At 64.7% G+C, this 24,405-nt stretch carries 24 protein-coding genes and 2 tRNA genes; 15 read left to right on the top strand and 11 right to left on the bottom strand.

The genetic code is table 11. From position 1 onward, the window contains the following. Nucleotides 1-1,596 (bottom strand): glycoside hydrolase family 17 protein, encoded by a 1,596-nt coding sequence (locus T331_RS0110435; RefSeq protein ID WP_035179921.1) that lies wholly within the window; start codon nucleotides 1,594-1,596, stop codon nucleotides 1-3. Between the two features lie 41 nt (nucleotides 1,597-1,637). Here T331_RS0110435 and T331_RS0110430 point away from each other — a divergent pair, with 41 nt between their 5' ends. Further along, entirely contained in the window at nucleotides 1,638-2,069 is a 432-nt protein-coding gene (locus T331_RS0110430; RefSeq protein ID WP_026439973.1) for a CoA-binding protein, read from the top strand. 115 nt (nucleotides 2,070-2,184) lie between these two features. Here the strand turns inward: T331_RS0110430 and T331_RS18070 are convergent, their stop codons facing one another. Then, nucleotides 2,185-3,021 carry an EAL domain-containing protein gene (locus T331_RS18070; RefSeq protein WP_081822214.1) on the bottom strand — a complete coding sequence of 279 codons (837 nt, stop codon included), beginning with the start codon at nucleotides 3,019-3,021 and terminating at the stop codon, nucleotides 2,185-2,187. Nucleotides 3,022-3,226: 205 nt separating this feature from the next. Then, a tRNA-Lys gene (locus tag T331_RS0110420) sits at nucleotides 3,227-3,302 on the bottom strand. 191 nt (nucleotides 3,303-3,493) lie between these two features. Here T331_RS0110420 and T331_RS0110415 point away from each other — a divergent pair. The 5 genes from T331_RS0110415 to T331_RS0110395 all read left to right on the top strand — a co-directional run bounded on the left by T331_RS0110415 (nucleotide 3,494) and on the right by T331_RS0110395 (nucleotide 8,405). Beyond that, on the top strand, nucleotides 3,494-4,402 hold the full coding sequence (locus T331_RS0110415; protein ID WP_026439972.1) for an ABC transporter permease subunit: 909 nt from the start codon (nucleotides 3,494-3,496) through the stop codon (nucleotides 4,400-4,402). Nucleotides 4,403-4,404: 2 nt separating this feature from the next. Continuing rightward, nucleotides 4,405-5,676, top strand: a complete 1,272-nt coding sequence (gene livM / locus T331_RS0110410; RefSeq protein WP_026439971.1) for a high-affinity branched-chain amino acid ABC transporter permease LivM — start codon at nucleotides 4,405-4,407, stop codon at nucleotides 5,674-5,676. Between the two features lie 3 nt (nucleotides 5,677-5,679). Further along, the gene (locus T331_RS0110405) at nucleotides 5,680-6,507 is read left to right on the top strand and encodes an ABC transporter ATP-binding protein (protein ID WP_008492367.1); all 828 of its coding nucleotides are present in this window, start codon (nucleotides 5,680-5,682) and stop codon (nucleotides 6,505-6,507) included. Further along, on the top strand, nucleotides 6,504-7,223 hold the full coding sequence (locus T331_RS0110400) for an ABC transporter ATP-binding protein (RefSeq protein WP_008492366.1): 720 nt from the start codon (nucleotides 6,504-6,506) through the stop codon (nucleotides 7,221-7,223). The genes T331_RS0110405 and T331_RS0110400 overlap by 4 nt, the downstream gene beginning before the upstream one ends. Before the next feature lie 75 nt (nucleotides 7,224-7,298). After that, the gene (locus T331_RS0110395; RefSeq protein WP_026439970.1) at nucleotides 7,299-8,405 is read left to right on the top strand and encodes an ABC transporter substrate-binding protein; all 1,107 of its coding nucleotides are present in this window, start codon (nucleotides 7,299-7,301) and stop codon (nucleotides 8,403-8,405) included. Between the two features lie 110 nt (nucleotides 8,406-8,515). Here the strand turns inward: T331_RS0110395 and T331_RS0110390 are convergent, their stop codons facing one another. Beyond that, nucleotides 8,516-9,655, bottom strand: coding sequence for a GNAT family N-acetyltransferase (locus tag T331_RS0110390; RefSeq protein WP_051622315.1), 1,140 nt, complete (start codon nucleotides 9,653-9,655; stop codon nucleotides 8,516-8,518). Between the two features lie 58 nt (nucleotides 9,656-9,713). On the opposite strand from T331_RS0110390, the gene pepN reads away from it, so the two are divergent. The 3 genes from pepN to T331_RS20550 are packed head-to-tail and all read left to right on the top strand — an operon-like array spanning nucleotide 9,714 to nucleotide 13,677. After that, nucleotides 9,714-12,299, top strand: a complete 2,586-nt coding sequence (gene pepN / locus T331_RS0110385; protein WP_026439968.1) for an aminopeptidase N — start codon at nucleotides 9,714-9,716, stop codon at nucleotides 12,297-12,299. Nucleotides 12,300-12,310: 11 nt separating this feature from the next. Further along, nucleotides 12,311-12,997 carry a glutathione binding-like protein gene (locus T331_RS0110380; RefSeq protein WP_026439967.1) on the top strand — a complete coding sequence of 229 codons (687 nt, stop codon included), beginning with the start codon at nucleotides 12,311-12,313 and terminating at the stop codon, nucleotides 12,995-12,997. Continuing rightward, nucleotides 12,994-13,677: a glutathione S-transferase N-terminal domain-containing protein gene (locus T331_RS20550; protein ID WP_026439966.1), complete on the top strand. Its 684-nt coding sequence runs from the start codon at nucleotides 12,994-12,996 to the stop codon at nucleotides 13,675-13,677. Before T331_RS0110380 ends, T331_RS20550 begins: the two co-directional genes overlap by 4 nt. A 164-nt stretch (nucleotides 13,678-13,841) precedes the next feature. Here T331_RS20550 and T331_RS0110370 read toward each other — a convergent pair whose 3' ends face one another. The 7 genes from T331_RS0110370 to T331_RS0110340 all read right to left on the bottom strand — a co-directional run bounded on the left by T331_RS0110370 (nucleotide 13,842) and on the right by T331_RS0110340 (nucleotide 21,603). Continuing rightward, entirely contained in the window at nucleotides 13,842-14,177 is a 336-nt protein-coding gene (locus tag T331_RS0110370) for a hypothetical protein (RefSeq protein WP_008492360.1), read from the bottom strand. Beyond that, nucleotides 14,174-14,617 carry a GNAT family N-acetyltransferase gene (locus T331_RS0110365; protein ID WP_008492359.1) on the bottom strand — a complete coding sequence of 148 codons (444 nt, stop codon included), beginning with the start codon at nucleotides 14,615-14,617 and terminating at the stop codon, nucleotides 14,174-14,176. Before T331_RS0110365 ends, T331_RS0110370 begins: the two co-directional genes overlap by 4 nt. Next, entirely contained in the window at nucleotides 14,614-15,630 is a 1,017-nt protein-coding gene (locus T331_RS18065; RefSeq protein WP_051622314.1) for a glycosyltransferase family 4 protein, read from the bottom strand. Before T331_RS18065 ends, T331_RS0110365 begins: the two co-directional genes overlap by 4 nt. A 7-nt stretch (nucleotides 15,631-15,637) precedes the next feature. Then, complete coding sequence (locus tag T331_RS0110355) at nucleotides 15,638-18,274, bottom strand: valine--tRNA ligase (RefSeq protein WP_026439965.1); 2,637 nt, start codon at nucleotides 18,272-18,274, stop codon at nucleotides 15,638-15,640. Between the two features lie 143 nt (nucleotides 18,275-18,417). Beyond that, nucleotides 18,418-19,308: a DUF2497 domain-containing protein gene (locus tag T331_RS0110350; protein ID WP_026439964.1), complete on the bottom strand. Its 891-nt coding sequence runs from the start codon at nucleotides 19,306-19,308 to the stop codon at nucleotides 18,418-18,420. A 103-nt stretch (nucleotides 19,309-19,411) separates the two neighbouring features. Then, complete coding sequence (locus T331_RS0110345) at nucleotides 19,412-20,914, bottom strand: TolC family outer membrane protein (RefSeq protein WP_026439963.1); 1,503 nt, start codon at nucleotides 20,912-20,914, stop codon at nucleotides 19,412-19,414. Nucleotides 20,915-20,931: 17 nt separating this feature from the next. After that, a complete protein-coding gene (locus T331_RS0110340; RefSeq protein ID WP_026439962.1) occupies nucleotides 20,932-21,603 on the bottom strand; it encodes a protein-L-isoaspartate O-methyltransferase family protein in 672 nt (223 codons plus the stop codon). Between the two features lie 161 nt (nucleotides 21,604-21,764). On the opposite strand from T331_RS0110340, the gene T331_RS0110335 reads away from it, so the two are divergent. The 6 genes from T331_RS0110335 to T331_RS20615 form a co-directional block, all read left to right on the top strand. Continuing rightward, nucleotides 21,765-21,838: transfer RNA gene (locus T331_RS0110335), tRNA-Cys, on the top strand. Between the two features lie 111 nt (nucleotides 21,839-21,949). After that, nucleotides 21,950-22,303, top strand: coding sequence for a hypothetical protein (locus T331_RS18060; RefSeq protein WP_051622313.1), 354 nt, complete (start codon nucleotides 21,950-21,952; stop codon nucleotides 22,301-22,303). A 135-nt stretch (nucleotides 22,304-22,438) separates the two neighbouring features. Further along, nucleotides 22,439-23,335, top strand: coding sequence for a L,D-transpeptidase (locus T331_RS18055; RefSeq protein WP_155992684.1), 897 nt, complete (start codon nucleotides 22,439-22,441; stop codon nucleotides 23,333-23,335). 113 nt (nucleotides 23,336-23,448) lie between these two features. Beyond that, nucleotides 23,449-23,631 carry a hypothetical protein gene (locus T331_RS0110320; protein ID WP_008492350.1) on the top strand — a complete coding sequence of 61 codons (183 nt, stop codon included), beginning with the start codon at nucleotides 23,449-23,451 and terminating at the stop codon, nucleotides 23,629-23,631. Between the two features lie 72 nt (nucleotides 23,632-23,703). Next, the gene (locus T331_RS0110315; RefSeq protein ID WP_026439961.1) at nucleotides 23,704-24,132 is read left to right on the top strand and encodes an MFS transporter; all 429 of its coding nucleotides are present in this window, start codon (nucleotides 23,704-23,706) and stop codon (nucleotides 24,130-24,132) included. 9 nt (nucleotides 24,133-24,141) lie between these two features. After that, the coding region (locus tag T331_RS20615; protein ID WP_211248712.1) for a transposase at nucleotides 24,142-24,405 on the top strand (264 nt) is incomplete at its 3' end.

Raw genomic sequence — 24,405 nt, 5'->3', positions numbered from 1 at the left:
TTATTTTTTGCGCTGCGCGTAGGCGAGCAGCACCGGGGCCGCCAGCACTAACGCCGTGACATTCCACATCACGAAATCCAGATTGGCCAGCCCCTCGATCGCCACATCCACCACCGCCAGCACCGCCAGCCCGCCACCAGCCAGGCATTCCTCCCAGCCCAACGCCGGCCGGTCCTTGGTCCAGAGCCGCAGCACCGAGGCCATCGCCGGCACGATGAACACCGCCATCGGCGCATCCCGATAGCGCCCATCGAACACCAGCAGCGCCTCAAAAACCGCCGCCGAGGCCAGGAACAAGAACCAGAGCCCGCCATAATCCAGCCCCGGACGCATGCGCCGCCAGCCCGCCAGCGCCTGCGCCCCGCTGCGCGCCGGAGCCACCGGGCGGCGCGCCAGAATCGCATCCGCCCGGCGCAACGCCAGCACCGCCAGCAGCGCCTGCAGCGGCAAATTCACCAGCGCATCCAGCCGCAGCCAGTTATCATAGAGCATCGGCAGCGTGCCCATGCAGGCAATGGCAAAGCCGTTCCCCAACGCAAAGGCCGGCACCGCCAGCCGCAGATTGCGAAACCCGACCGCGGCGAACAGCAGGCAGCCCGAAAGTGCTGCCAGCGCCGCATACCAGGGCCAGGAGGGATGCTCGACCACCGGCCCATTCAGCGGGAATTTCTGCACCCGGTCGGCGTTCCAGATGCCCCAATTGGCCCCGGCCACGCCCTCATCCTCATATTTCCAGTTCTGGTCGAACGCCTCGATCAGGTTGTAATCCACCCCCTCCTTGGCCGCGAGCCCGACGAAGCGGCGCAGAAACACCGCCTCATTCACCCGCGAAGGTGCGGCCGGCCCGCGCCAGCGCCCGCGCGAGGGCCAGCCGGTCTCGCCGATGGAAATCTGCTTGCCGGGGAACAGCCGCTTGAAATGCGCCGTGGTGGAATCGATCTCCGCCAGCGCGTCATCCACCGAAAGCGGGGTATTTTCCCAATAAGGCAGGAAATGGATCATCACGATATCCACATGCGGCGCCACTTGTGGGAATTGCTCCCAGAAATCCGTGACATCCGCATAGGCCACCGGCTGCTTCACCTGGGCGCGGACGCTGTCGATATCCTTGATCAGATCATCCACCGAGAGATCCCGGCGCAGCAGCACCTCATTGCCGACAATCACCCGGGTGACGGTATCTGGATAAGCCTTCGCCTCGGCGATGCCGATGGCCATTTCCTTGGCGTTATCGGCCGGGTTGGCGCTGAGCCAGATGCCCAGCCACATTTTCAAGCCGGCCTTCTTCGCCAGCCCGGCAATATCGGTCCCGGCCTTGATCCGCGCCAGCGTCTCCGCCGGCGTGCCCTCGATGGCCGAATAGGTCCGGATGCCATCCGCCTGACCTTTGATCAGGTTGAGGTCGCGTGAAATTTCCGCAGGGGTGGGAAAATCCTTGTCCATCGGCGTCTGCCAGGCCTGGTAGGGGGCATAGGACAAGGAGTTGAACTTGCCGGCCGGCATGGTCACATCTCCAGCCTGAGGCTGATTCGGCCCCCGCCAGAGCAGAATGGTGAGCAGGCTGAGCAGCACGCAGGTGGAAAGACCTTTGATCATGGCCAATGGCTTAGCCAATGGCCCGGTTTTGGAAAAGAGACATGACCGACGAGACGAATGACCAGGACCTCACCCGCATCCTCACCGGCACCAGGCGCATCGCCCTGGTCGGCGCCTCCGCCAAGCCGGACCGGCCTTCTTATGGGGTGATGCGCTTTCTGCTCAACCATGGCTATGACGTGGTGCCGGTGAACCCGGCGCTGGCGGGGGCGGAGATCCATGGCCGCAAAGTGGTGGCCACGCTGGCGGAAGCCGCGCCGTTCGACATGCTGGACGTGTTCCGCCGCCCCTCGGAGGCGCTGGCGCCGGTGCGCGAGGCGATTGGCCTGCACGCCAAGACGGTATGGATGCAATTGGGCGTGATCAACCAGAAAGCCGCCGAGGAGGCGCGGGCCGCCGGGCTGAATGTGGTGATGAATCGCTGCCCGGCGATGGAAATGCCACGTCTGGGCGTCGCCGGCCCCATAACCTGAATTCTCAAAAGTTTTTGGTGCCGCTTTTTTCCAAAAAAGCGGCAAAAACGTCTGGGGTTCTGGCAACGCCGATAACCCACCCAAAACCTTTATAAACTTTCCTGCCGGCTGAACCTCAGGCCGGCAGCGCCAGCGCCGGCTTCGCCCATTCGCGCAGCCAGGGCAGCACATCCTCCCCCGCCATCGGCCGGGCGATGGAATAGCCCTGGGCGATTCGGCAGCCGAGCCCGAGCAGGGTCGGCCAATCATCCCGGCGCTCAACGCCCTCGGCGACGAAATCCGCCCCCAGCGCCTCGCAGAACATCGCCAGGCTGCGCACCAGCGAGGCGTTGAAGCGATTCACCTCCAGATCTGTCACGAACGCGCAATCCAGCTTGATTTCCGGCACCATGAATTCGCGCAGATAAGTAAAAGAGGTATATCCCGCGCCGAAATCATCGATCGAGAGGCTCACCCCATGGTCGCGCAGCTGATGGACCATGGCCTGCCCCTTGGCGAGATTGACCAGCAGCGCGGTCTCCGTCAGCTCCAGCGAAATGCGCGCGGCCGGCACCTCGTAAAACGCCAGCTGACGCAGCAGCCGGGGCACGAACTCGTCATCCTCCAGCATACGCGCGGAGATATTGATCGCGATTTTGAGGAAATGGCCGCGCGCCTGCCATAAAGCGCATTGCCCCAGCGCCAGCTCGATCGTCTTGTCGGTAAAGGCGGCGAGCAGCGGCGAGCCTTCAACCGCCGGCACGAAATGATACGGGCCAATCAGCCCTTTGCGCCCATGCTGCCAGCGCACCAGCGCCTCGAAACCAACCACTTCGCGCGTATCCAGCCGGATTTTCGGTTGGTAATACATGATCAGCTCATTCCGGCGAATCGCCTGCGCCATTTCGGCCAGCATCCCGTCCTGGCCGGGCAAGGCGGCAGCACATTCCCCGCCCTCGCCACGTCCACCCATGGAAGGGGACGCGTACGGGCAAATTGCGTGTTGAGCCTGATAAAGCCCGGTATCCGCTGACACTTGAGCCTTCCCTTCACCGCCGCCACTGAAATACCAGCCCCCGCAACGGGACTGACGAGCAGACGCGAAGTTTCGCAGGAAAAGCTTAAGCCCCGGTAATCATTCCAGCGCTCGACGGTATGTCTAGAAAAATTTTGAAGGTTGGTGGGTGCACAAGGATTCGAACCTTGGACCTACTGATTAAGAGTCAGCTGCTCTACCAACTGAGCTATGCACCCAACCTGTGCGGCACCGTGAGGCGCTGCGGTGGGCGGCTCTATAACGGCTGATTTTGAGCTTGAAAAGCCCCCAGGGGAAAGTTTTTGTCGATCGGGTCCAGCCCGCCCAAAATGCCCCCGGGCATTGACCTTAACGCATTGGTCATATCCAATAGGCGCATGATTACGGCTTTTTTAAGGAACACGTGCACATGGCCTATGCACTGCAGCAACTGATCAACGGCCTGACCCTCGGGATGATCTATGGTCTGATCGCCATTGGCTATACAATGGTCTACGGCATCATCGGCATGATCAATTTCGCGCATGGTGATGTTTTTATGATCGGCGCCTTCGTCGGCATCATCGTCTTGACAGCCTTGTCCACCGTCACCTCCGTGCCCGTGGCCCTCGCCGCGGCCTTCGTCATTTCAGCCTTCATCTGCGCTGTGTACGGCTTCTCCATCGAGCGCGTGGCCTACCGGCCGCTGCGCGGCTCCTTTCGCCTGGCGCCGCTGATCTCGGCCATCGGGATGTCGATCGTGCTGGAAAATTACGTGCAGGTGAGCCAAGGCGCGCTGGAGCGGGCGATTCCCAACCTGCTGCCCGGCGGCATCGTGCTGCTGAAGCAGGGCGATTTCGTTGTGCAGCTGACCTGGATGCAGCTCGCCATCATCATCGTCACCCTCGTGCTGCTGGCGGCCTTCACCTATCTGGTCACCAAAACCCCGCTGGGCCGGGCGATGCGCGCGGTTGAGCAGGATGCGAAAATGGCCGCCCTCCTGGGCGTCAACACCAACCGCACGATCAGCCTCACCTTCGTCATCGGCTCGGCCCTGGCCGCCTTCGCCGGGGTGATGTTCCTGCTCTATTACGGGGTGATCGATTTCTATATCGGCTTCAATGCCGGCATCAAAGCCTTCACCGCGGCGGTGCTGGGCGGCATCGGCTCGCTGCCGGGCGCGGTGCTGGGCGGGCTGTTGATCGGGCTGATCGAGGCGTTCTGGTCCGGCTATGCCACCGTCGCCTATAAGGACGCGGCGGTCTATTCGATCCTGGCCATCGTGCTGATGTTCATGCCCTCCGGCCTGCTCGGCCGCCACGAGATCGAGAAGGTCTGATCATGCTGGAAGATCTCAAAGATGCGGGCCTCTGCGCATTTTTCGCGCTGCTGATTTTCGCCCCCTTCCTCGGCGTGCATCTGGGGGACGGCACCTCCGGCAATCTCACGCTCGGCCCAACGCCGGAGCGGCTAGCGCTGGCGGTGGCCGCCACCTTCATCGCCCGCATGGCGATGCTGGCCTGGCACAGGCTGCGCAGCAAGCGCACCGCCAAGCCCAGCAATGGCGCCGCCGCCGCCCGGGCGGCAAAATATATCGGCCCGGTGCTGCTGGCGGTGGCGATCATCTTCCCGCTGCTGCCCGGCATGCCCAACGCCTATATCGATCTCGGCGTGCTCATCCTCACTTACGTGATGCTGGGCTGGGGGCTGAACATCGTCGTCGGCCTCGCCGGCCTGCTCGATCTCGGCTACGTCGCCTTCTACGCGGTCGGCGCCTATTCCTTCGCGCTGCTGGCCTCGAATTTCGGGCTCGGCTTCTGGGAGTGCCTGCCGCTGGCCGGCATCCTCGCCGCCTTCTGGGGCGTGTGCCTGGGCTTTCCGGTGCTGCGGCTGCGCGGCGACTATCTGGCCATCGTCACCCTCGCTTTCGGGGAAATCATCCGGCTGGTCATCACCAACTGGGTCTCGCTCACCGGCGGGCCCAACGGTCTGCTCGGCATGCCAGCCCCTAGCCTGTTCGGGCTGAAATTCTCCATGGCCGGCGGCCCGGGCACCTTCGCCGGCTTCTTCGGCGTCGACCCGATGCCCTGGCAGAAAACCGCCTATCTCTTCTATGTGATCCTGGCGCTGGCGCTGCTCACCAACTGGGTGACGCTGCGGCTGCGCAAACAGCCCCTGGGCCGCGCCTGGGAGGCGCTGCGCGAGGATGAGATCGCCTGCCGCTCGCTTGGCATCAATGTGCGCAACACCAAACTCACCGCCTTCGCCATCGGCGCGATGTTCGGTGGCTTCGCCGGCTGCTTCTTCGCCGCCCGGCAGAGCTTCATCAGCCCGGACAGCTTCACCTTCATCGAATCCGCCACCGTGCTCGCCATCGTGGTGCTGGGTGGAGCTGGCAGCCAGCTCGGCGTGGTGCTGGCCGCCTGCGTGATGATCGGCATTCCCGAATTGCTGCAAAGCTTGCAGATCTACCGCATGCTGATCTTCGGCCTGGCGCTGGTGACCATCATGGTGGTGCGCCCGCGCGGCTTCATCTCCATCCGCCGCCCCTCGGTCTCGTTGGGCAAAGCGAAAATGATCGGCGCGGAATTGCGCGCCGAAGGCAAGGGCTGAGCCATGACCATTCTCTCCGTCTCCAACCTGACGATGCGTTTTGGCGGCCTCACCGCGGTCAATAACGTGTCCTTCGCCGCTGAGCGCGGCCATATCACCGCCGTCATCGGCCCCAACGGTGCGGGCAAGACCACGCTCTTCAACTGCATCACCGGCTTCTACAAGCCGACCGAAGGCAGCATCGCGATGTCGCCCAGCCTGGGCAAAATCGTCCGTCTGGAGAAGCTGGCCGGCCACCAGGTCGCCTCCAAGGGCAAGGTGGCGCGCACCTTCCAGAATATCCGCCTGTTCGGCGGCATGACGGCGCTGGAAAACCTGCTGATCGCGCAGCATAACAAGCTGCAATCGGCAACCGGCTTTGGCGTGCTCGGCGTGCTCGGGCTGGGCGGCTATCGCAAGGCCGAGAAACAGGCGATCGAGCTGGCCAAGCATTGGCTCGACCAGACCGGGCTGATGGCCCGCGCCGACGATCCCGCCGGCGCCCTGCCCTATGGCGACCAGCGCCGCCTGGAAATCGCCCGCGCCATGTGCACCGAACCCGCCTTGCTGTGCCTGGACGAGCCGGCCGCCGGCCTCAACCCGCGCGAATCCGCCGGGCTCAACCAGCTGCTTCTGAAAATCCGCGATGAAGGCTGCTCGCTGCTGCTCATCGAACATGACATGGGCGTCGTGATGAAGATTTCCGACCATATTATCGTGCTCGACCACGGCAAGAAGATCGCCGATGGCAGCCCGACCGAGATCCGCAACGACCCAGCCGTCATCGCCGCCTATCTCGGCGAGGGCGACGAGGACGACCCCGACGCGCCGGTGGCGGAGAGCGTGGCATGAGCAATGTTCTCGAACTCCAGGGGGTGAGCAGCTTTTACGGCCCAATCCAGGCGCTGCGCGATGTCTCCATCGAGGTGCCGGAAGGCGAGATCGTCACCCTGATCGGCGCCAATGGCGCCGGCAAATCCACGCTGATGATGACCATTTTCGGCATGCCCAAGGCCAAGACCGGCCGGGTGCTGTATTATGGCGAGGACATCACCACCCTTCCCGCCTTCCAGATCGCCCGCAAGGGCATCGCCCAGTCGCCGGAAGGGCGGCGAATTTTCCCGCGCATGAGTGTCGAGGAAAACCTGCTGATGGGCGCGCAGGTGATCGATTACGAAGATTACGACGTGAACCTGAAAAAGATGTTCGCGTTGTTCCCCAGGCTGCAGGAGCGCTTCGCGCAACGCGCCGGCACGCTCTCTGGCGGCGAACAACAAATGCTGGCCATTGCCCGCGCGCTGATGAGCAAGCCGAAATTGCTGCTGCTGGACGAGCCCTCGCTGGGCCTGGCTCCGCTGGTGATCAAGCAGATTTTCGGTGCCATCCGCGACCTCAACCGGGAAACCGGGCTCACCGTTCTGCTGGTCGAGCAGAATGCCAACCAGGCGCTGCGCCTGGCGCACCGCGCCTATGTTCTGGTCAATGGTCAGCTGACCATGCAGGGCACTGGCGCGGAACTGCTCGCCAAGCCCGAAATCAGGGCCGCCTATCTCGAAGGCAGCCATTGATACGGCCCATTTTTTGGGCTCATACTCGTTTTGCACCTTGTCTAAGATCGTCACCATAAACAACAGGAGCAGACTTTGCGTAACATCCTTTTTGGCACCGCCGCGCTGCTGGCGCTCGGCACCGGCCTCGCCCATGCGCAGATCAAGATCGGCATGGCCGGTCCCCTCACCGGCTCCAACGCCGCCTTCGGCGTGCAGATGAAGACCGGCTTCGACCTCGCGATCTCCGACATCAACAAGGCCGGCGGCGTGCTCGGCAAGCAGCTGGTGCCGGTGCCGGTGGACGATGCCTGCGATCCGAAGCAGGCCGTCTCCGCCGCCAACACGCTGGTCTCCGATGGCGTGGTGATGGTTGACGGGCATTTCTGCTCCGCCTCCTCGATCCCGGCCAGCAAGGTCTATGAGGATGCCGGCATCCTGCAGATCTCCCCGGCCTCGACCAACCCGGCCTATACCGATGATGGCAGCCCCTACACCTTCCGCACCTGCGGCCGTGACGACCAGCAGGGCAAGGTGGCCGCGGAATATATCGCCAAGCATTTCCCCAAGGCGAAGATCGCCGTGCTGGACGATAACTCCACTTACGGCAAGGGCATTGCCGACCAGGTGCGGCTGAACCTGAAGAAGCTGGGCGTGAAGGTGGCCTACAACACCTCCTACACCGCCGGCGACAAGGACTACTCCGCGCTGATCTCGCGCATGAAGGAGCAGGGCATCACGCTGGTCTATATGGGCGGCTATTATTCGGACATGGGCCTGATCATGCGCGAAGGCGTCACCCAGGGCTTCACGCCGCAATATTTCTCGGAAGACGCGGCCGTGACCTCCGCTTTGTGGCAGGTGGCCGGCAGCGCCGCTGAAGGCATGCTGATGACCTTCCCGCCACCGGCCGAGAAGGACCCGGCCGCCGCCAAGGTCGTCGCCGAGCTGACCGCCGCGAAGGAAGACCCGTCCGGCTATGTGCTGTACTCCTACGCCACCGTGCAGGTCTGGGCGGAAGCCGCCAAGAAGGCCGGCACCACCAACCCCACCAAGGTTGCGAAAGAGCTGAAGGCGGGCGGGCCGTGGAACACCGTGCTCGGCCCGGTGAAGTTCGACTCCAAGGGCGACGTCGTCAACGCCGCCTACGCCATCTACAAGTGGCATGACGGCAACTACGCCATGTACGCGCTGAAGCCGTAAGGCCTGCGCCCAGAAAACGGAAAAGCCCGGCATTATGCCGGGCTTTTTTATGTCGGGCGGAATCTGGCCGCCCCGCAGGCTGTCGACCGGATTAACCCAAGATTTTTAGCCTAACCCTCCCCATCCCGCCGATACGGCCCCTCGGCCGCCATCGCCTCCATCGCGCTCAGCATTTCCTCGCGCTCGGCCGCGACAAATTCCGCCACCGCCGCGCGCAGGCCGGGATGTTCGATATAATGCGCCGAATAGGTCGGCTTGGGCAGGTAGCCGCGCTGGATCTTGTGCTGCCCCTGCGCCCCCGCCTCCACACGCTTCAGCCCATGCGCGATGGCGTAGTCGATCGCCTGGTAATAGCAGAGCTCGAAATGCAGGAAGGGCACATCCTCCAGCGCCCCCCAGTTGCGCCCGTACAGCACGCCGTCGCCGCGCAGGTTGAGCGCCCCGGCGATCGGCTTGCCGTTCCGCTCCGCCAGCATCAGCACCACGCGCTCCCCCAGGCGTTGGCCCAGCAGCGGGAAGAATTCCGGGGTCAGATACGCCCCGCCCCATTTGCGCTCGACGGTGGAGAGGTAGAATTCATAGAATATCGCCCAGATCGCCGGCGTCAGCTCCGGCCCGCGCAGCGCCCGGAAGGTCAGCCCCGCCTGGGCGTCGCGCCGCTCACGCCGGATCGCCTTGCGCTTGCGCGAGGACAGCGCGGCCAGGAAATCCTCGAAGCTCTCATAGCCTGGATTTTCCCAGTGAAACTGCATGCCCAGCCGCTGCAGCCAGCCGGCACGGCCCAGCCCCTCCCACTCCGCCTCGGTGCAGAAGGTCACATGCGCGGATGAGGTTTTGGTGGCGTTGCACGTCGCCTCCAGCGCCGCCGCCATCACCTCCGGCGTCGCCCCCAGCAGCCTTGGCCCCGGCACCGGGGAGAAAGGCGATGCCACCTGCAATTTCGGATAATAGCGCCCGCCGGCGCGCTCGAAAGCATTCGCCCAGCCCTGGTCGAACACATATTCGCCGTAGGAATGGGTTTTCGCATAGGCCGGCGCCACCGCCTGCAGCCCGCCCGCCGCGTCGCGCAGCGCCAGATGCCGCGGATGCCAGCCGCTACGCCCGCCGACAGAGCCGCTTTCCTCCAGGCTTGAGAGAAACGCATAGGAGATAAACGGGTTATCCTCCCTGAAGCACCCGTCCCATGCCTCTTGCCCGATCTCGGCAATCGTCGGAAAAATCTCAAGCTGTAGAGATGTCTCACCGTCCATGCCCTACCATATGCGGTGGTGGCGGCATTTCGCTAGCAGGAACAGGAAGCACAGACGCATGGCTGATGGACAGACCCCGACCCGCACCCCGGTGAACCTCGCGGATTACCGCCCGCCCGCCTTCCTGGTGGATAAGGTTTCGCTGGATTTCGAGCTGGCGCCGGAGGCGACCATCGTGCATGCGCGCTTGCAGCTTCGCCGCAACGCCCCGGGCCCGCTGAAGCTCGATGGCCGCAAGCTGGAGCTGCTCTCCATCGCGCTGAATGGCGAGGCGCTGGGCGATAATCGCTACACGCTGGATGCGAGCAGCCTGACCCTGCCCGAGCTGCCCGACGAGGCGGTGCTGGAGACCAGCGTGCGCATCGATCCCGCCGCCAATACCGAGCTTTCCGGCCTCTATATGTCTGGCTCCGGCTTCTTCACCCAATGCGAGCCGGAGGGGTTCCGCAAGATCACCTTCTTCCCGGACCGGCCGGACGTGATGGCGCGCTACCATGTGCGCATGCGCGCGGATGCGGATAAATTCCCCATCCTGCTCTCCAACGGCAACAAGCTGGCAAGCGGCGTGGAAAACGGCAAGGCCTATGCGGAGTGGGAAGACCCGCACCCGAAACCCTCTTATCTCTTCGCGCTAGTGGCGGCGGATCTGGTGGCGGTGAAGGATGAGTTCACCACCGCCTCCGGCCGCAAGGTGGAGCTGGGCGTGTGGGTCGAGCGCGGCGACGAGACGCGCTGCGATCACGCCATGGGCGCGCTGAAGCGCTCGATGAAATGGGACGAGGAGGTTTTCGGCCTCGAATATGACCTCGATATTTTCAACATCGCCGCGGTCTCGGATTTCAATGCCGGGGCGATGGAGAATAAGGGCCTCAACATCTTCAACACCGCCTATGTGCTGGCCGATTCCAAAACCGCCACCGATGCGGATTTCCAGAATGTCGAGCGCGTCATCGCGCATGAATATTTCCATAACTGGACCGGCGATCGCGTCACCTGCCGGGACTGGTTCCAGCTCTCGCTGAAAGAGGGCCTCACCGTCTTCCGCGACCAGCAATATATGTCGGACCAGTTCTCGGCGGCGGTGAAGCGCATCGCCGATGTCCGGCTGCTGCGCGCCACCCAGTTCCGCGACGATGCCGGGCCTCTGGCGCATCCGGTCCGCCCGGCCAGCTATCTGGAAATCAACAATTTCTATACCACGACGATTTACGAAAAAGGTGCGGAGATCGTGCGGATGTACCGCACCATCATCGGGCCGGAGGCATTCCGGCGCGGCATGGATGAATATATCGCCAAGAACGACAACTCCGCCGCGACGGTGGAGGATTTCTGGGCGGCGATGCAATCCGCCACCGACATCGACCTGAAGCAGCTAATGCTCTGGTACGGCCAGGCCGGCACGCCGGAGGTGAGTTTTGAGGAAGCCTGGGACGAATCCTCCAACACCTTCACCCTGACCTTGCACCAGCACTCCGCCCCCACGCCCGGACAGCCCGAGAAGCAGGCGCTGCTGATCCCGGTCGCCATGGCGCTGCTGGATGAGAAAGGCGCCGAGCTGCATGCCGAAACCCTGCTGTTGCGCGAAGAATCGCAGCGCTTCGATTTCGAACTGAAACAGGCGCCGAAGGCCGTCTCGCTATTCCGGCATTTCTCCGCCCCGGTGAAGCTGAAAGGCCAGAGCTGCGAGCGTCTGGCCTTCCTGGCGGCGCATGATGGGGATCTGTTCAACCGCTGGGACGCGTTGCAGCGCTACGCCAGCGCGGTGCTGCTGGACGCTGTGGCCGCCCATCAGCAGGGCAAGGGCTTCAGCCTGGATGCCGGGCTGAAAGACGCCATCGCCGCGATTCTGGCCGATGCCAAACGCGACCCCGCCTTCGCCGCCGAGGCGCTGGTGCTGCCGATGGAGAGCCTGCTCGCCGACGATATGGAGGTGGTGGACCCGGATGCCATCCATGCCGTGCGCCAGGCCGCCCGCAAGGCGCTGGGGATGGCGCTGAAGGCGGAATTCCAGGCCGTGTATGACGGGTTTGCCGGCGCCGCGCCGGAGGATGTCTCCGGGGGCGCCATGGGCGCGCGGGCGCTGCGCAATGCGGCTCTGGGCTATCTCACCGCCGCCGGCGAGAGCGGCCCAGCCGCCACCCAGTTCGCGAAGGCCGGCAACATGACCGAGCGCCTGGCCGCCCTCGCCTGCCTGGTGGACACGCAAGGCGCGGCCCGTGACCAGGCACTGGCGGCCTTCTTCGAAGAATGGCAATCCACCCCGCTGGTGCTGGATAAATGGTTCGCCGTGCAGGCCCGCAGCAATGCGCCGGACACTCTGGCCCGGGTGCAGGCCCTGGCCACGCACGAGGCGATGGATCTGCGCAACCCCAACCGGGTGCGCGCCCTCATCGGCGCCTTTACCGGCAATCCGGCGGTGTTCCACGACGCATCCGGCGCCGGCTACAAGCTGCTGGCGGATTTCGTGCTGCGGCTGGATGAGACCAACCCGCAGATCGCCGCGCGGCTGGTCACCGCCCTTGGCCATTGGCGGCGTTTCGATGCCGCGCGCCAGGGGCTGATGAAGGCTGAGCTTGAACGCATCCTGGCGCGTGAACATCTCAGCCCCAACACATATGAGCTGGCCGCGAAGGCGCTGGCGTAAGGAGTGACGCAATGATCGAGCTTTATTACTGGACCACGCCGAACGGCCATAAGGTCAGCATCTTCCTCGAAGAGGCCGGGCTGGACTACAAGATCTTCCCCATGAACATCTCCAAAGGCGAGCAGTTCAACCCGGATTTCCTGGCCTTCGCGCCGAATAACCGCATCCCGGCGATCCGCGACATGGCACCCGCCGATGGCGGCGCGCCGCTCGGCATTTTCGAGAGCGGCGCGATTCTGGAATATCTGGCCGACAAGACCGGCCAGTTCCTCCCCAAAGCGCCGCGCGCGCGCTTTGAGGTGCTGCAATGGCTGTACTGGCAGATGGGCGGGCTGGGGCCGATGGCCGGGCAGAACCATCATTTCGTGCAATACGCGCCCGAGCGCATTCCTTACGCGATGGAGCGCTATGTGAAGGAGACCAACCGTCTCTACGGCGTGCTCAACAAGCAGCTGGAAGGGCGTGATTATATCGCCGGCGAGTACTCCATCGCGGATATGGCGAGCTATCCCTGGATCGTCCCCTATGAGCGCCAGCAGCAGAAGCTTGAGGATTTCCCACATCTGCAAGCCTGGTTCGCGCGCATGAGCGCGCGCCCGGCGGTGCAGCGCGCTTATGAGAAGGCCAAGGCGATCAACAGCGCGCCAACCGTGACCCAGGATGCCAACAAGATCTTGTTCGGCCAGACGGCGCGATGAACCGCACCCTCTACGATCTCACCGCCGCCGACGGCACCCGCTTCTCCCCCTATTGCTGGCGGGTGAAGCTGGCGCTGGCGCACAAGAACCTCGCTTACGAAACCATTCCCTGGCATTTCACCGAAAAGGAGGCGCTTGCCGCATCCGGCCAGGGCAAGGTGCCGGTGCTGCTGGATGGCGCCAACATCGTCTCCGACAGCCAGATCATCGCCGATTACCTGGAGCGCACCTACCCGAACGAGGCCTCCTTGTTCGGCGAGCCGCCAGCCCGGGCGCTGAGCATGTTCGTCAAGCAATGGGCGGAGACGTCGCTGCACCCCGCCCTGGCGCAGGTGGTGGTGGCGGATATTCACCGCCGGCTGCACCCGAAGGATCAGGAGTATTTCCGCCTGACCCGCGAGGCGATGCTGGGGCGCCGGCTGGAGGAGTTCGACGCCACCCGGCATCTGGCGCTGGAACGGCTGGACCTGGTGCTGCGGCCATTACGCAAGCTGCTGACCGACCAGGCCTTTCTCGCCGGCGAAGCGCCGAACTGGGCGGACCATATCGTCTTCGGCGCGCTGCAATGGGGGCGGCTGATGTCCTCCACACCGCTATTTCAGCCGGGCGACGCGCTCCTGGGCTGGATGCAGCGGGTGCTGGGGACGTATGGGCTGGAAGACGCCACACCCGCCGCCTGAAATTTGCGGAAGGTTTTGGGGGCGTCGGCGCCGAAGGTTCCAACGCTGCACAGCAGCGTTGGAAGGTCGCCGACGGGATGGGGAGTTTTTTCAAAAACTCCCCATGAATGTCCGGGGGGGTGACGACGGCATTGCCAAGCATGCCGGTGTTTCGCCCGAAAACTTTATTTATTCCAAAACGTCATCAGCAGCCCGCCGGCCAGGATCAGCACCCCGCCCGCCAGAACCGGCAGGCCAGGGCGCACGCCGAAAGCGAACAGATTGATCAGCTGCGCCACCACGAAAAACAGCGCCACATAAACGCCCAGCAGCCGCCCGAAATCCCAGGGCGGCAAATTCACCGTCACCCCATAGATGAACAGCACCAACGCCGCCGCGCTGAAAAACCCCAGCCGGACGGGCAGCGCATGGGCGTGGAGTGCCGTCCGGGCCAGCGCATCGCCGCCGGCTTCCAGGCAGGCCGCCAGGATCAGCAGCCCCAGAGCGGCAATATGACTCACAGGCTTTTCCGGTACTGGATGAAATCCGCCCGCTCGGCGAGCTTTTCATAAAGCGCCTGGGCGGTCTTGTTGCCCTCCTGCGTCACCCAATAGACCCGGCCCACGCCGCGCCCGCGCGCCAGCTCATACACCGCCTCGATCAGCGCCCGCCCCACCCCCTGGCCGCGCGCCGCCGGCGCGGTGAAGAGGTCTTCCAGATAGCAGACATCGCTCACCGACCAGGTGCCGCGATGAAACACGCAATGCACCAGCCCCAGCAAGGCGCCCTCGCCCTCGGCAACCAAGGCAACCATCGGCTCGGCCGGGTCGAGCAGGCGCTGAAAGACGATCTCGGTCACCTCGCCGGGCAAATCTTCCTCATAGAACCGCAGATAGCCCTGCCACAGCGCCTCCCAGCCGGCGCGGTCTTCAGCCTCCAGCGGGCGGATGCGCAGGCTCATGCCGCCAGCCCGGCGATTACCGCCTCGAATTGCAGAAAGAACCGTGCCGCGGTGAAGCCGCGCACCGCCTGCGCCGCCGCCTGCCCCAGCTGCGCACGCAAGCCGGGATTACCGGCCAGCAGCGCCAGATTGGCGGCCAGCAGCTCGATATGCCCAACCGGCGCCATCAACGCATTTTGCCCATGGGTGAATATGCCGCGATGCACCGGTAAGTCGGAAAGCAGCAACGGCTTGGCGAACTGCGCCGCCTCATAGGCGGACAGGCCCTGGGTTTCGCTGGACGAGACCAAAGCGCTGATATCGGCGGACTTGATCCAGGCCAGAGCGGTTTCCGGCGGCACCTCGCCGGTGAGGATGAAGCGTGAAGGCTCGGCCTCGGCCAGGCGCCGCGCCGCCTCATCCAGCTCATAAATCCGCCCGCACAGCACGCATTCTATATCCAGCCCGGCGGCGGCCACGGCGCGGATCAGATCACCGCCGCGCTTGCGCGGCTCCACGCTACCCACCTGCACCAGCCGCAAGGGCCGGGCTTTCGGCCGCACCGCCGGCAGGCTCTCCGGCAAGGGGGGCAGCCCGTTCGGGATGATGTGAAATTTCCGCGGTGGCAGCGCGTAGGTGAAGGAGCGATAGATTTCCGCCTGATAGGCGGTCTGGTACACCACCGCCGCCGCGATGCCGAACGCCTGCCCGAGCGCCGGATTTTTGAGCAGGATGCGCAGCCCCACCTCCGCCTCGTGCAAAAACCAGATGGTCGGCACCCGGCCCGCAATGTCGATCACCGCCTGGGTGGTGCCGATGCCGTTGGCGATGGCGATATCGAACGCGCTCAACGCCGCCCCGGTGGCGATGCCGATCCCAAGCGCCTCATAGGCGGCCTTGATCGGCCCGTCTTCCGGGTTGGCGGGCAGCACCGTCAGGCTATGGCCGCGCGCCTGCAAATGCGCCGCCAGCCGCAGCAGCACCGTGCTGGCCCCCGTGATGGTGAATTCATGGTTGACCAGCAGGATGCGCATGCGGCCCTCAGGCGAGGCGGGAGAGCGCCGCCGAAAGGCGCGTCACCTCATTGCCGAAGCTCTGCTCGCGCTCGCGATGCTCTTCGAGGATCGCTTCCGGGGCGCGGGAGGTGAAATCGGCATTGCCGAGCTTGGCCTGCACCTTTTTCAACTCGCTCTCGGCCTTCGCCAGCGCGGCGGCGAGGCGCTTCTTCTCGGCTTCGAGGTCGATCAGCCCTTCCAGCGGCAGGATGATCGTGGCCTCGCCCAGCACCGCCTGGGCGGCATTCTTCGGCACCGGACCGTCGAGCGGGCCGATTTCGGAGGCGCGGGCGAGACGCGAGATCGCCTCGAAATTCTGCTCTGCGCGGGCCAGCGTCTGCGGGCTTGCATCCTGCAGCAGCACCGGGGATTTCAGCGAGGGCGGCACGTTCATCTCGGAACGGATCGAGCGGATTTCGGAGATCAGCGCGATCAGCCAGTTGGTCGCCTCCAGCGCCTGCGCCTCGTCCTGCACCACAACCGGAGTCGGCCAGGGCGCGGAGATCAGCGAACAGGCCGCGCCATAGCCGAAATGGTCCCACAGCGCCTCGGTCACGTAGGGGATCAGCGGGTGCATCAGCCGCAGCAGCACGCCCAGCACATAGGCGGCGGTGTCGCGGATTTCGGCGGCATCCTCGGAGGCGAAACCCGGCTTCGCCAGCTCGATGAACCAGTCGCACACATCGCCCCAGGCGAAGCGGTAGCAGGCCCCGGCATAATCGTTGGGGCGATACGCATCCAAGCCGGCGGTGGCGGCATTGATCGCCTCATTGGCGCGGGCCAGCACCCAGCGGCAGAGCGGCAATTTCGCGTTCTCCGGTTTGAAATCCGGATTCGGCTTCACCCCGTTCATTTCCAGGAAACGCGCCGCGTTCCAGATCTTGGTGATGAAGCCGCGATTGGTTTCGACGATCTTCGCCCCCAGCTTCACATCCCGCCCCTGCCCCGCCGCAGCGGCGACGGAGTAGCGCAGCGCATCGGCGCCGTATTCGTCGATCAGGGTCAGGGGGTCCAGCACATTGCCCTTGGATTTGGACATTTTCTGGCCCTTCTCGTCGCGGACCAGCCCATGGATATAGATGGTGCGGAACGGCACATCGCCCATGAAATGCAGCCCCATCATCATCATCCGGGCGACCCAGAAGAAGATGATGTCAAAGCCGGTCACCAGCGTGTCGGTGGGGTAGTATGTCTTGAGCTCGTCAGTCTGTTCCGGCCAGCCGAGGGTCGAGAACGGCCACAGCGCGGAGGAGAACCAGGTATCCAGCACGTCCTCATCCTGGGTCAGCGCCACGCCGTCCCCGGCCTGGGCCTGAGCGGCCGCCTCGTCGCGCGCCACGTACACCTTGCCCGCCTCGTCATACCAGGCCGGGATGCGATGGCCCCACCAGAGCTGGCGGGAAATGCACCAGGGCTGGATGTCGCGCATCCAGGCGAAGAAGGTGTTTTCCCATTGCTTGGGCACGAAATTGATCCGCCCCTCTTCTACCGCCTTGATCGCCGGCTGCGCCAGCACATGGGCGTTGCAGTACCATTGGGTAGTGAGGAAGGGCTCGATGACAGTGCCGGAACGGTCCCCATAGGGGACCATATGCGGGTGCGGCTTCACCTCCACCAGCAGCTCCTGCGCCTCCAGCTCGGCGACGATCAGTTTTCGTGCGGCAAACCGGTCCAGCCCGTCGAGCGAACGCACGAAATCCGGCATCTCGCCAAGTTCAGCCAGCGTGATGCGGCCCTGCTTGTCGAGCATCGAGGGCATCTCCAGCCCGTGCCGCTTGCCGACCTCGAAATCGTTGAAATCATGCGCCGGGGTGATCTTCACCGCACCCGTGCCTTTTTCCGGGTCGGCATACTCATCGGCGACCACCGGGATCTTCCGGCCGGTCAGCGGCAAAGTGACGATCTTGCCGATCAGATGCTTGTACGTCTCGTTCTCGGGATGCACGGCCACGGCGGTATCGGCCAACATCGTCTCCGGCCGGGTGGTGGCGACGATGATCTCCTCGTCCCCCTCAACCGGATAGCGAATATACCACATATGGCCCTTCACATCCCGGCTCTCGACCTCAAGGTCCGAGATCGCGGTCTGCAAGGCGGTGTCCCAGTTCACCAGGCGCTTATCCTGGTAGATCAGCCCTTCCTCGAACAGCCGCACGAACACTTCGCGTACCGCGACGGAGAGCCCCTCATCCATGGTGAAGCGCTCACGCGCCCAGTCCGGTGAGGCACCGAGGCGGCGCAGCTGGCGGGTGATGTTGCCGCCAGATTCCGCCTTCCACTGCCAGACCCGGGAGAGGAAGGTCTCACGGCCGAGTTCCTTGCGGGAGACGCCTTCCTTATCCAGCAGCCGCTCCACCACCATTTGCGTGGCGATGCCGGCATGGTCGGTGCCCGGCTGCCAGAGCACGTCGCGCCCCTGCATGCGCCGGAAACGGACCAGAATATCCTGCAGCGTCATCGTCAGCGCATGGCCCACATGCAGGCTGCCGGTGACGTTCGGCGGCGGGATCATGATCGTGTAGGGTTCGGCGTCGCGGTCCGGCTGGGCGGCGAAGGCGCCGGAGGCTTCCCAACCGGCATAAAGCCGCGCCTCGCAGGAGGCCGGCTCGAAACTCTTATCCAATGTCGTCACGTCAAAACCTCAACGCCCGGGCCCGGGCGAGCTTACTGGGAAAACAAAAACCGGCGGGGCGCGCCGGGGCGGGCTTGGGGGGGCGCCTTACGGCCGTTCCCCCCGTCTTTGAAAAGGCTCGTCTGGGGAGGGGATCAGCGCTGCGCCTGTTCGATCACACGATTGATCTCGGCGCGGACCATGCGCTCCACCAGGCTCGGCAGATGCGTATCCAGCCAGGCCTTCAGCACCGGCTTCATCTCCTCGCGGACGATATCCTCGATGGTGACACCGGCGCGGCCGACGCCAGCGGCGCGCTCGGCGCTGACACTGCGCACCAGCGCGCCGATCGAGTTGCTGATATCGGACACGGCCTGATCGCCGACCAGCCCTTCCGGGCCCTGAAACTGCTCGTCCATGGTCTCATCCTTCTGGCTGGGCTGGGGGTCGAAATAAGAGGGCTCGGCCTGCATCGGAAACAGCGTCTCGGATGCGGGCTGGGCCGAGAAAATCGAGGGCGGTTGAGGAGATTGATAAATCGGCTCATGCGGCGGCGGATAGGCCGGCTGCGCGGGCGCGGAGTCGTAAAACGGCACCGCCGGTTCCTGGGGGTAAGCCGGCGCCGCCGGTTCTTGATAATAAGCCGGCGGGGCCTGCTCGTCAGCGGGCGGAAACGGCGTTTGCTGCCAGACCGGGGTCGGCACCGGCTCGGGCTCGACATGGATGGTGATCGGCGCGGGTTCCAGGGCAGGCGGCGGCTCGAAGCTCGGGGCCTGGGCGAAATGCCCGGGCTGCGGCAAGGACGGCTCTTCCGGCGAAATGACCGGGTCCGGTGTGCGCGGCGGTTCGGTGGCGGAGGCGGGCAGTTCGGGCGAGAGTATGCGCATGCTGGCGCGCAGCACCAGCTCGTCAGACGCCGGCTGGCGCTTGCCGCCGCTCTCTTCTTCGGACAGAATCCGCCGGATAGAGGCGAGGATCTCCTCCATCGAAGGTTCCGCCGCGCTGGCCGGGCCGGGGCGGTTGGAAATGCCGTCGCCGTCGCTCATCCTGCCTCCTTCTAGAGCAACATCCGATCAAACCGACTCGTTCGACCGGATAAATTTGCTCGCTAATATCAAGCCTAGAGCCTCGCGCGAAAAGCGTGAGGCTCTAGGGCGCGGTCTGCCCCGAATCAGATACCGGCACCACCGGCGGGACAGGCGGGGCGTTCAGCAGCTCGCCATCTGGCGCGATGCCCGCCCGCCGATCCGCCGCCGCACCCGTTCCGAATCCGGCATACTTAACTGCGTCGTAATATTTCTGATCATCATACGCATGTACAGGCAAATTCAAGTCCCGCGCGGTCAATCGGCCGATCGCGGCGGCGATGGCGTAGGAATAATTCACCATCTGCGCGATATTCTGCACCTGCTGCACCTGGGAGGTGAGCACCGCCTGCTGGGCATTGAGCACATCCAGCGTGGTGCGGGTGCCAACCAACTCCTCGCGCTCCGTCCCGTCCAGGGCGATCGCGTCGGCCTTGATCTGCGCATTGCTGGCCAGCACCGCGGCGCGCGATGAGACCATCCCCTCCCAGCTCTGGGTCGCCTGCGAATAGGCCTTGCGCTGCGCCACCAGCACGGCGGCGAAAGCCTGCTGCTCCTTGGCCTTGGCCTGGCGGATGGCGGCATATTCCGAGCCGCCCTGATAGAGCGGCACCGTCAGCTGGCCGATGAAGGAGGCGCCGCTGGTATAGGTGTTCTGGCCGGAACTGCCGGATTGCTTATAGGCCGAGGCCTGCACAGAGAGCTGCGGCATCAGCGCCGAGAAGGCGACATCCACCGCATCCTTCTGCGAGGCATCATTGAATTCCGCGGCCACCACGTCCGGATTATTGGCCACCGCCACCTTGCCGGCATCCGCCTTGCCGCTGACCGGCAACACCAGAGGCTGCGGCGGCGCCAGCGCATCGGCCGGATATTCACCCACCAGCTGCCGGAAATTCTCCCGGGCGATGCGCAGATTGCCCTGCGCCACCTGCACCTGCTCCTGGGCCTGCGCCAGCGAGGCCTGGGCCTGGGCCACCGAGGTCATGGTGATCTCGCCGAGATTGAACTGGGTCTGGGTATCGTGCAGCTGCTTGGTCAGCACGTCCTGGTTGCTCTGCTGCAAGGCGAGCAGCTTCTGGTCAGCCACCACCGCGACATAATCCTGCACGACATTCTGGAAGATCGTCTGCTCCTGGGAGAGCAGCTGCGCGCGGGCGGCGGCGACATCGTTCTTCGATTGCCGGGTCTGGGCGATGGTTTTGCCGCCTCTATAGATCGGCTGCGTCACCGTGACCTGGGCGGTCTTCTCCGTCCCGTTTTCCGGCACCTTGCTGGAGTTGGTCACGTATTTTTGGGTCAGCGGATCGAAGGAGGTGGTGTTGTATTTCTCGGCGCCGGTGACACGACCAAACTGCCCCTGCAACTCCACCGTCGGCTTCCAGCCGGCCAGCGCCGTGGGCACCTCTTCATCCGCCTGGCGCAGCGCCGCGCGCTGCTCCTGCAGGGTGGGGTTGTTATAATAGGCCGCGACCAGCGCATCGGTGAGATTTGCGGGCGGGGCGGCGAAGGCGGCGGCGGGCAGCATCGCCAGCGCCACGCCGGACAGCCAGAACAGGCGCGGCAAGGCTCTGCCCTCCCGGTTCAAAATACGAAGGCGGGGGCTGGCGCGAATTGCGGCAGCAGCCGGGCCGCGCAATCGAACACCGGCAGGCTGGTATAGCCACCCGGTACCGCTTCGGCGATCACCGCGCGCCCGATGGCGCCGGGGGCGGCGTCATCCGCCAGAATCGTCACCACCCGGCCTTGCGGGGTGAGCTGCGCGGCCAGAATTGCAGGGATTTCCACTACCGCGCCTTCGATGACGATGACATCGTAAGGGCCGGCGGCCGGCCAGCCGGCGGCCAGTGGGCCGCTCACCGCCTGCACCAGCGGCGCGTGCGCGGCCAGGGCGCCATTATTCAGGCACGGCTCTTCTTCCAGCGCCACCACATCGGCCCCGGCGAGGCTCAGCAACGCCGCGAGATAGCCGCTGCCGGCGCCGATCACCAGAATATGCAGCTTCTGCTGGGTGGAAGCGGAGGGCGCCAGGGCCATCTGCGCCAGCCGCGCCGTGACCATCGGCTTGAGCATATACCGCCCCTCGCCCAGCTTCAGATCGGCATCTGAATAGGCCTGGGCGGCCACCGGGGCGAAGGCTTCGCGCGGCAGCACGCGCATGGTGCCGATCACCCGCAGATCATGCACATGGTTGGGGCGGACCTGCGAATCCACCATATTGCCGCGCGCCGTCGCAAATTCATCGGTATGAGCCATGGTACCTTTCCGCTTCGCAAGTGCGAACCTTATAGCGGCGGGGCGGTGGCAAACTCAACTGCGGCGGTTCCACCCGGCCGCCTGCGCAGATTTTTGGCAAAGCCGTGAAACCCGGCTTGACCGACGCCCCCCGCCCGAGGATATAGGGCCCACACCAAGCCGGTCCGGTGGCAGAGTGGTGATGCAGCGGACTGCAAATCCGCGAATGTGGGTTCGATTCCCGCCCGGACCTCCATTTATTGGTGCCCCCGACAGCGTCCCTCCGCCACAAGCCGAGGATGCGCGCCCCGACGCCGGCCAACGCGGCTTGTTCTATACAATCCCCACCGAGGCTCTAAGATGGGCCATGCTCGAAGCCCCGCGACTCTGGAAATCTCCTCTCTGTCTGGGACTGCTCGCCGCTCTTTCGGGGTGCGGGACAGCGCCAACGCCGCCGGCGCCGGTCTTATCCCCCCCTGTCGCGGAGCCTTTTTCGCTGCAAACGCCGATCGACCAGATCGCGGCGGATCCGCGCGGCAAGGCGGTGCTGGAGCGCGATCTGCCGGGGATGATGGCCAGCCCCCATTATCAGATGTTCAACAGCATGAGCCTGTCGGATCTGGCCCCGCTCTCCGGCGGCCGGCTGACCCCGGAGAAGCTGAAAAAAGTCCAGGACGATTTGCTGGCCCTGCCCCCCAAGGCTGTCACCCCATCGCCATGACTTTCCGCAAACCACCGGTATTTCAACGATAAAATTTGACTTGCGCGGCCCGGACGAGACAATTTGAGGGGCTTAGACTGCGGATTCGTCATGCCCGAGACTTTTAGTGTTTTTCGCCCCCTTTTGGCTGCCGCTTTGATCACGCTCGCCCTCGCGGCGGCTGGCCCGGCGCGGGCGCAACCCGTGACCACCATCGCCCCGGCGCCCCAGCAGGCGGGGCAGAATGCTCAGCTCGCTGTCTCGCCCGCCGACCCGGCGGCGCAGGCCCTCCACCTCGCCGACGAGATGAAGCTGGCCCTCGGCACCCAGGATGTGGCGGTGCCGCAGGCGGAACGCGACCGCGCCATCGCCCTCGCCCGCAAGGCGCTGCAGACCCGCAATGTGGCGATCGATCATCCGCAGCTGGTGATGGTGGTGGACCGCGCGGTGAAGGTGCAGCGCCTGCTGGTGGTGTTCGCCCAGCCCGGCGCCGCATGGGAAGTACTGGGGGCGGTAAAAGTGAGCACCGGCCGGCCGGGCCAGGCCGAGCATTTCAAGACCCCGGTGGGGGTGATGATCAATGATGGTAGCATCCCCGGCTATCGCGCCCAGGGCACGGTGAACCAGAACGGCATTCGCGGCATCGGCGCCAAGGGCTTGCGGGTTTATGATTTCGGCTGGTCCACCACCGCCGATTGGCGCCATCCCGGCCAGGTGGCGGTGGTGCGGCTGGAAATGCACGCGACCGACCCGGTCTATCTGGAACCCAAGCTGGGCACGCCGGAGTCCGAGGCCTGCATCCATATTCCGACCAAGTTCAATGTCTTCATCGACCATAACGGGCTGCTCGACGCGGATCTGGCGCCGAAGGCAGCAAGCGATCCGGAAATCGCCTGGCTGTTCGGACCGGACCATGTGCAATCGCCGCTGGCCGGGGACAAGCTGGTGGTAGTCGACAGCTCCGAGCCCGACGCGCCGCTGTCCGACCCGCAGGAGGCGCAGCAGATCGAGCAGAACTGGGCGAATTACATGAAGAGCATCAATCACAGCTGAGCCAGGGCGGCGGTGATTATCGGGCTCCGCCCCGGCGCCCGCGGGCGGGAGATCATGACGGGCTCCTCATCCAGAGGTCAGGATTGCCCGGGCGCGGTTTGCTAGAAGGGGGCATGAAAAATCATAATCCCCGCCAGGAACCCGCCAAGAGTACACCAGCCCCGCGCCCGCAGACCAGCCCGCCGACGGGCGGGGAAGATTTGAACGCCAAGCCGCAGCGCAAGCGGATCACCCAGCCGGCGGAGATCGAGACCGAGGATACGGCGCAGAATCCCGCCAGCTTCGCCGGGTTCTGAGCCATTCGCCGGATCACCACCAATATCCCGGCGCGGCTCGACCGGCTGCGCTGGAGCCGCTTTCACGCGCTGGTGCTGGCAGGGCTCTGGGCGAGCTGGATGCTGGACGGGCTGGAGGTTACCATCATCGGCGCGCTGGGCGCGGTGCTGACCAGCCCGCACACGCTGAATCTCAGCCCGCAGGCGGTGGGGGCGAGCGGCTCCTGTTATCTCGCCGGGGCCGTGGCCGGGGCCTTGCTGTTCGGGGCGGCGACAGACCGGTTTGGCCGGCGGCGGATTTTCTTCCTCACGCTGGGTTGCTATCTGGCCGGGGTGGCGCTGAGCGCTTTTGCCTGGAACGGCGCCGCGCTGGGGGCCTTCCGGCTGCTGACGGGGCTGGGCATCGGCGGGGAATATGCCGCGGTGAATTCGGCGGTGGATGAGTTGATCGTAACCGCTGCGAGCGCCCCACCTCGCGGCGCGGGTTTATTTGCTGGACACTGCCTCCCTGAATTTGGGTGAGGTGATATTGTGGATAATGACGGTCCTAATGGCAGGCATCAGCACAGTCCTGAGGACGTTGATTACCGCCGGGTTGAGGTGATCACGGGCCGGCGGCGGCGGCGGGATTGGACGGCGGATGAGAAGGCGGAGATTCTTACCGCGTGCATGGCGCCCGGAATGAAGATCGCGGCGGTGGCGCGCCGTTATGGGGTCAACCGTGGTTTGCTTTGGACGTGGCGCCGGCAGGCGATGGATGATTTGGTGGCGGCGACAGCGCCGCATTTTGTCCCG

The organism is Acidocella facilis ATCC 35904 (assembly GCF_000687875.1).
Taxonomy (GTDB): domain Bacteria; phylum Pseudomonadota; class Alphaproteobacteria; order Acetobacterales; family Acetobacteraceae; genus Acidocella; species Acidocella facilis.
The sequence above is the reverse complement of the archived record's forward strand: the minus strand, read 5'-3'. Positions and strand labels throughout refer to the sequence as shown.

Excerpts from the sequence above, each read along its gene's own strand:
- T331_RS18070 (WP_081822214.1), bottom strand. The coding sequence starts at position 3,021 with ATGGGTGGACGTGGCGAGGGCGGGGAATGTGCTGCCGCCTTGCCCGGC.
- T331_RS0110340 (WP_026439962.1), bottom strand. The coding sequence starts at position 21,603 with ATGGCTCATACCGATGAATTTGCGACGGCGCGCGGCAATATGGTGGAT.
- T331_RS0110365 (WP_008492359.1), bottom strand. The coding sequence starts at position 14,617 with ATGAGCCTGCGCATCCGCCCGCTGGAGGCTGAAGACCGCGCCGGCTGG.
- T331_RS0110350 (WP_026439964.1), bottom strand. The coding sequence starts at position 19,308 with ATGAGCGACGGCGACGGCATTTCCAACCGCCCCGGCCCGGCCAGCGCG.
- T331_RS18065 (WP_051622314.1), bottom strand. The coding sequence starts at position 15,630 with ATGCGCATCCTGCTGGTCAACCATGAATTCACCATCACGGGGGCCAGC.
- T331_RS18060 (WP_051622313.1), top strand. The coding sequence starts at position 21,950 with ATGCTCGAAGCCCCGCGACTCTGGAAATCTCCTCTCTGTCTGGGACTG.
- T331_RS0110415 (WP_026439972.1), top strand. The coding sequence starts at position 3,494 with ATGGCCTATGCACTGCAGCAACTGATCAACGGCCTGACCCTCGGGATG.
- livM (WP_026439971.1), top strand. The coding sequence starts at position 4,405 with ATGCTGGAAGATCTCAAAGATGCGGGCCTCTGCGCATTTTTCGCGCTG.
- T331_RS0110320 (WP_008492350.1), top strand. The coding sequence starts at position 23,449 with ATGAAAAATCATAATCCCCGCCAGGAACCCGCCAAGAGTACACCAGCC.
- pepN (WP_026439968.1), top strand. The coding sequence starts at position 9,714 with ATGGCTGATGGACAGACCCCGACCCGCACCCCGGTGAACCTCGCGGAT.
- T331_RS0110380 (WP_026439967.1), top strand. The coding sequence starts at position 12,311 with ATGATCGAGCTTTATTACTGGACCACGCCGAACGGCCATAAGGTCAGC.
- T331_RS0110400 (WP_008492366.1), top strand. The coding sequence starts at position 6,504 with ATGAGCAATGTTCTCGAACTCCAGGGGGTGAGCAGCTTTTACGGCCCA.
- T331_RS20550 (WP_026439966.1), top strand. The coding sequence starts at position 12,994 with ATGAACCGCACCCTCTACGATCTCACCGCCGCCGACGGCACCCGCTTC.
- T331_RS0110390 (WP_051622315.1), bottom strand. The coding sequence starts at position 9,655 with ATGGACGGTGAGACATCTCTACAGCTTGAGATTTTTCCGACGATTGCC.
- T331_RS0110430 (WP_026439973.1), top strand. The coding sequence starts at position 1,638 with ATGACCGACGAGACGAATGACCAGGACCTCACCCGCATCCTCACCGGC.
- T331_RS0110435 (WP_035179921.1), bottom strand. The coding sequence starts at position 1,596 with ATGATCAAAGGTCTTTCCACCTGCGTGCTGCTCAGCCTGCTCACCATT.
- T331_RS0110405 (WP_008492367.1), top strand. The coding sequence starts at position 5,680 with ATGACCATTCTCTCCGTCTCCAACCTGACGATGCGTTTTGGCGGCCTC.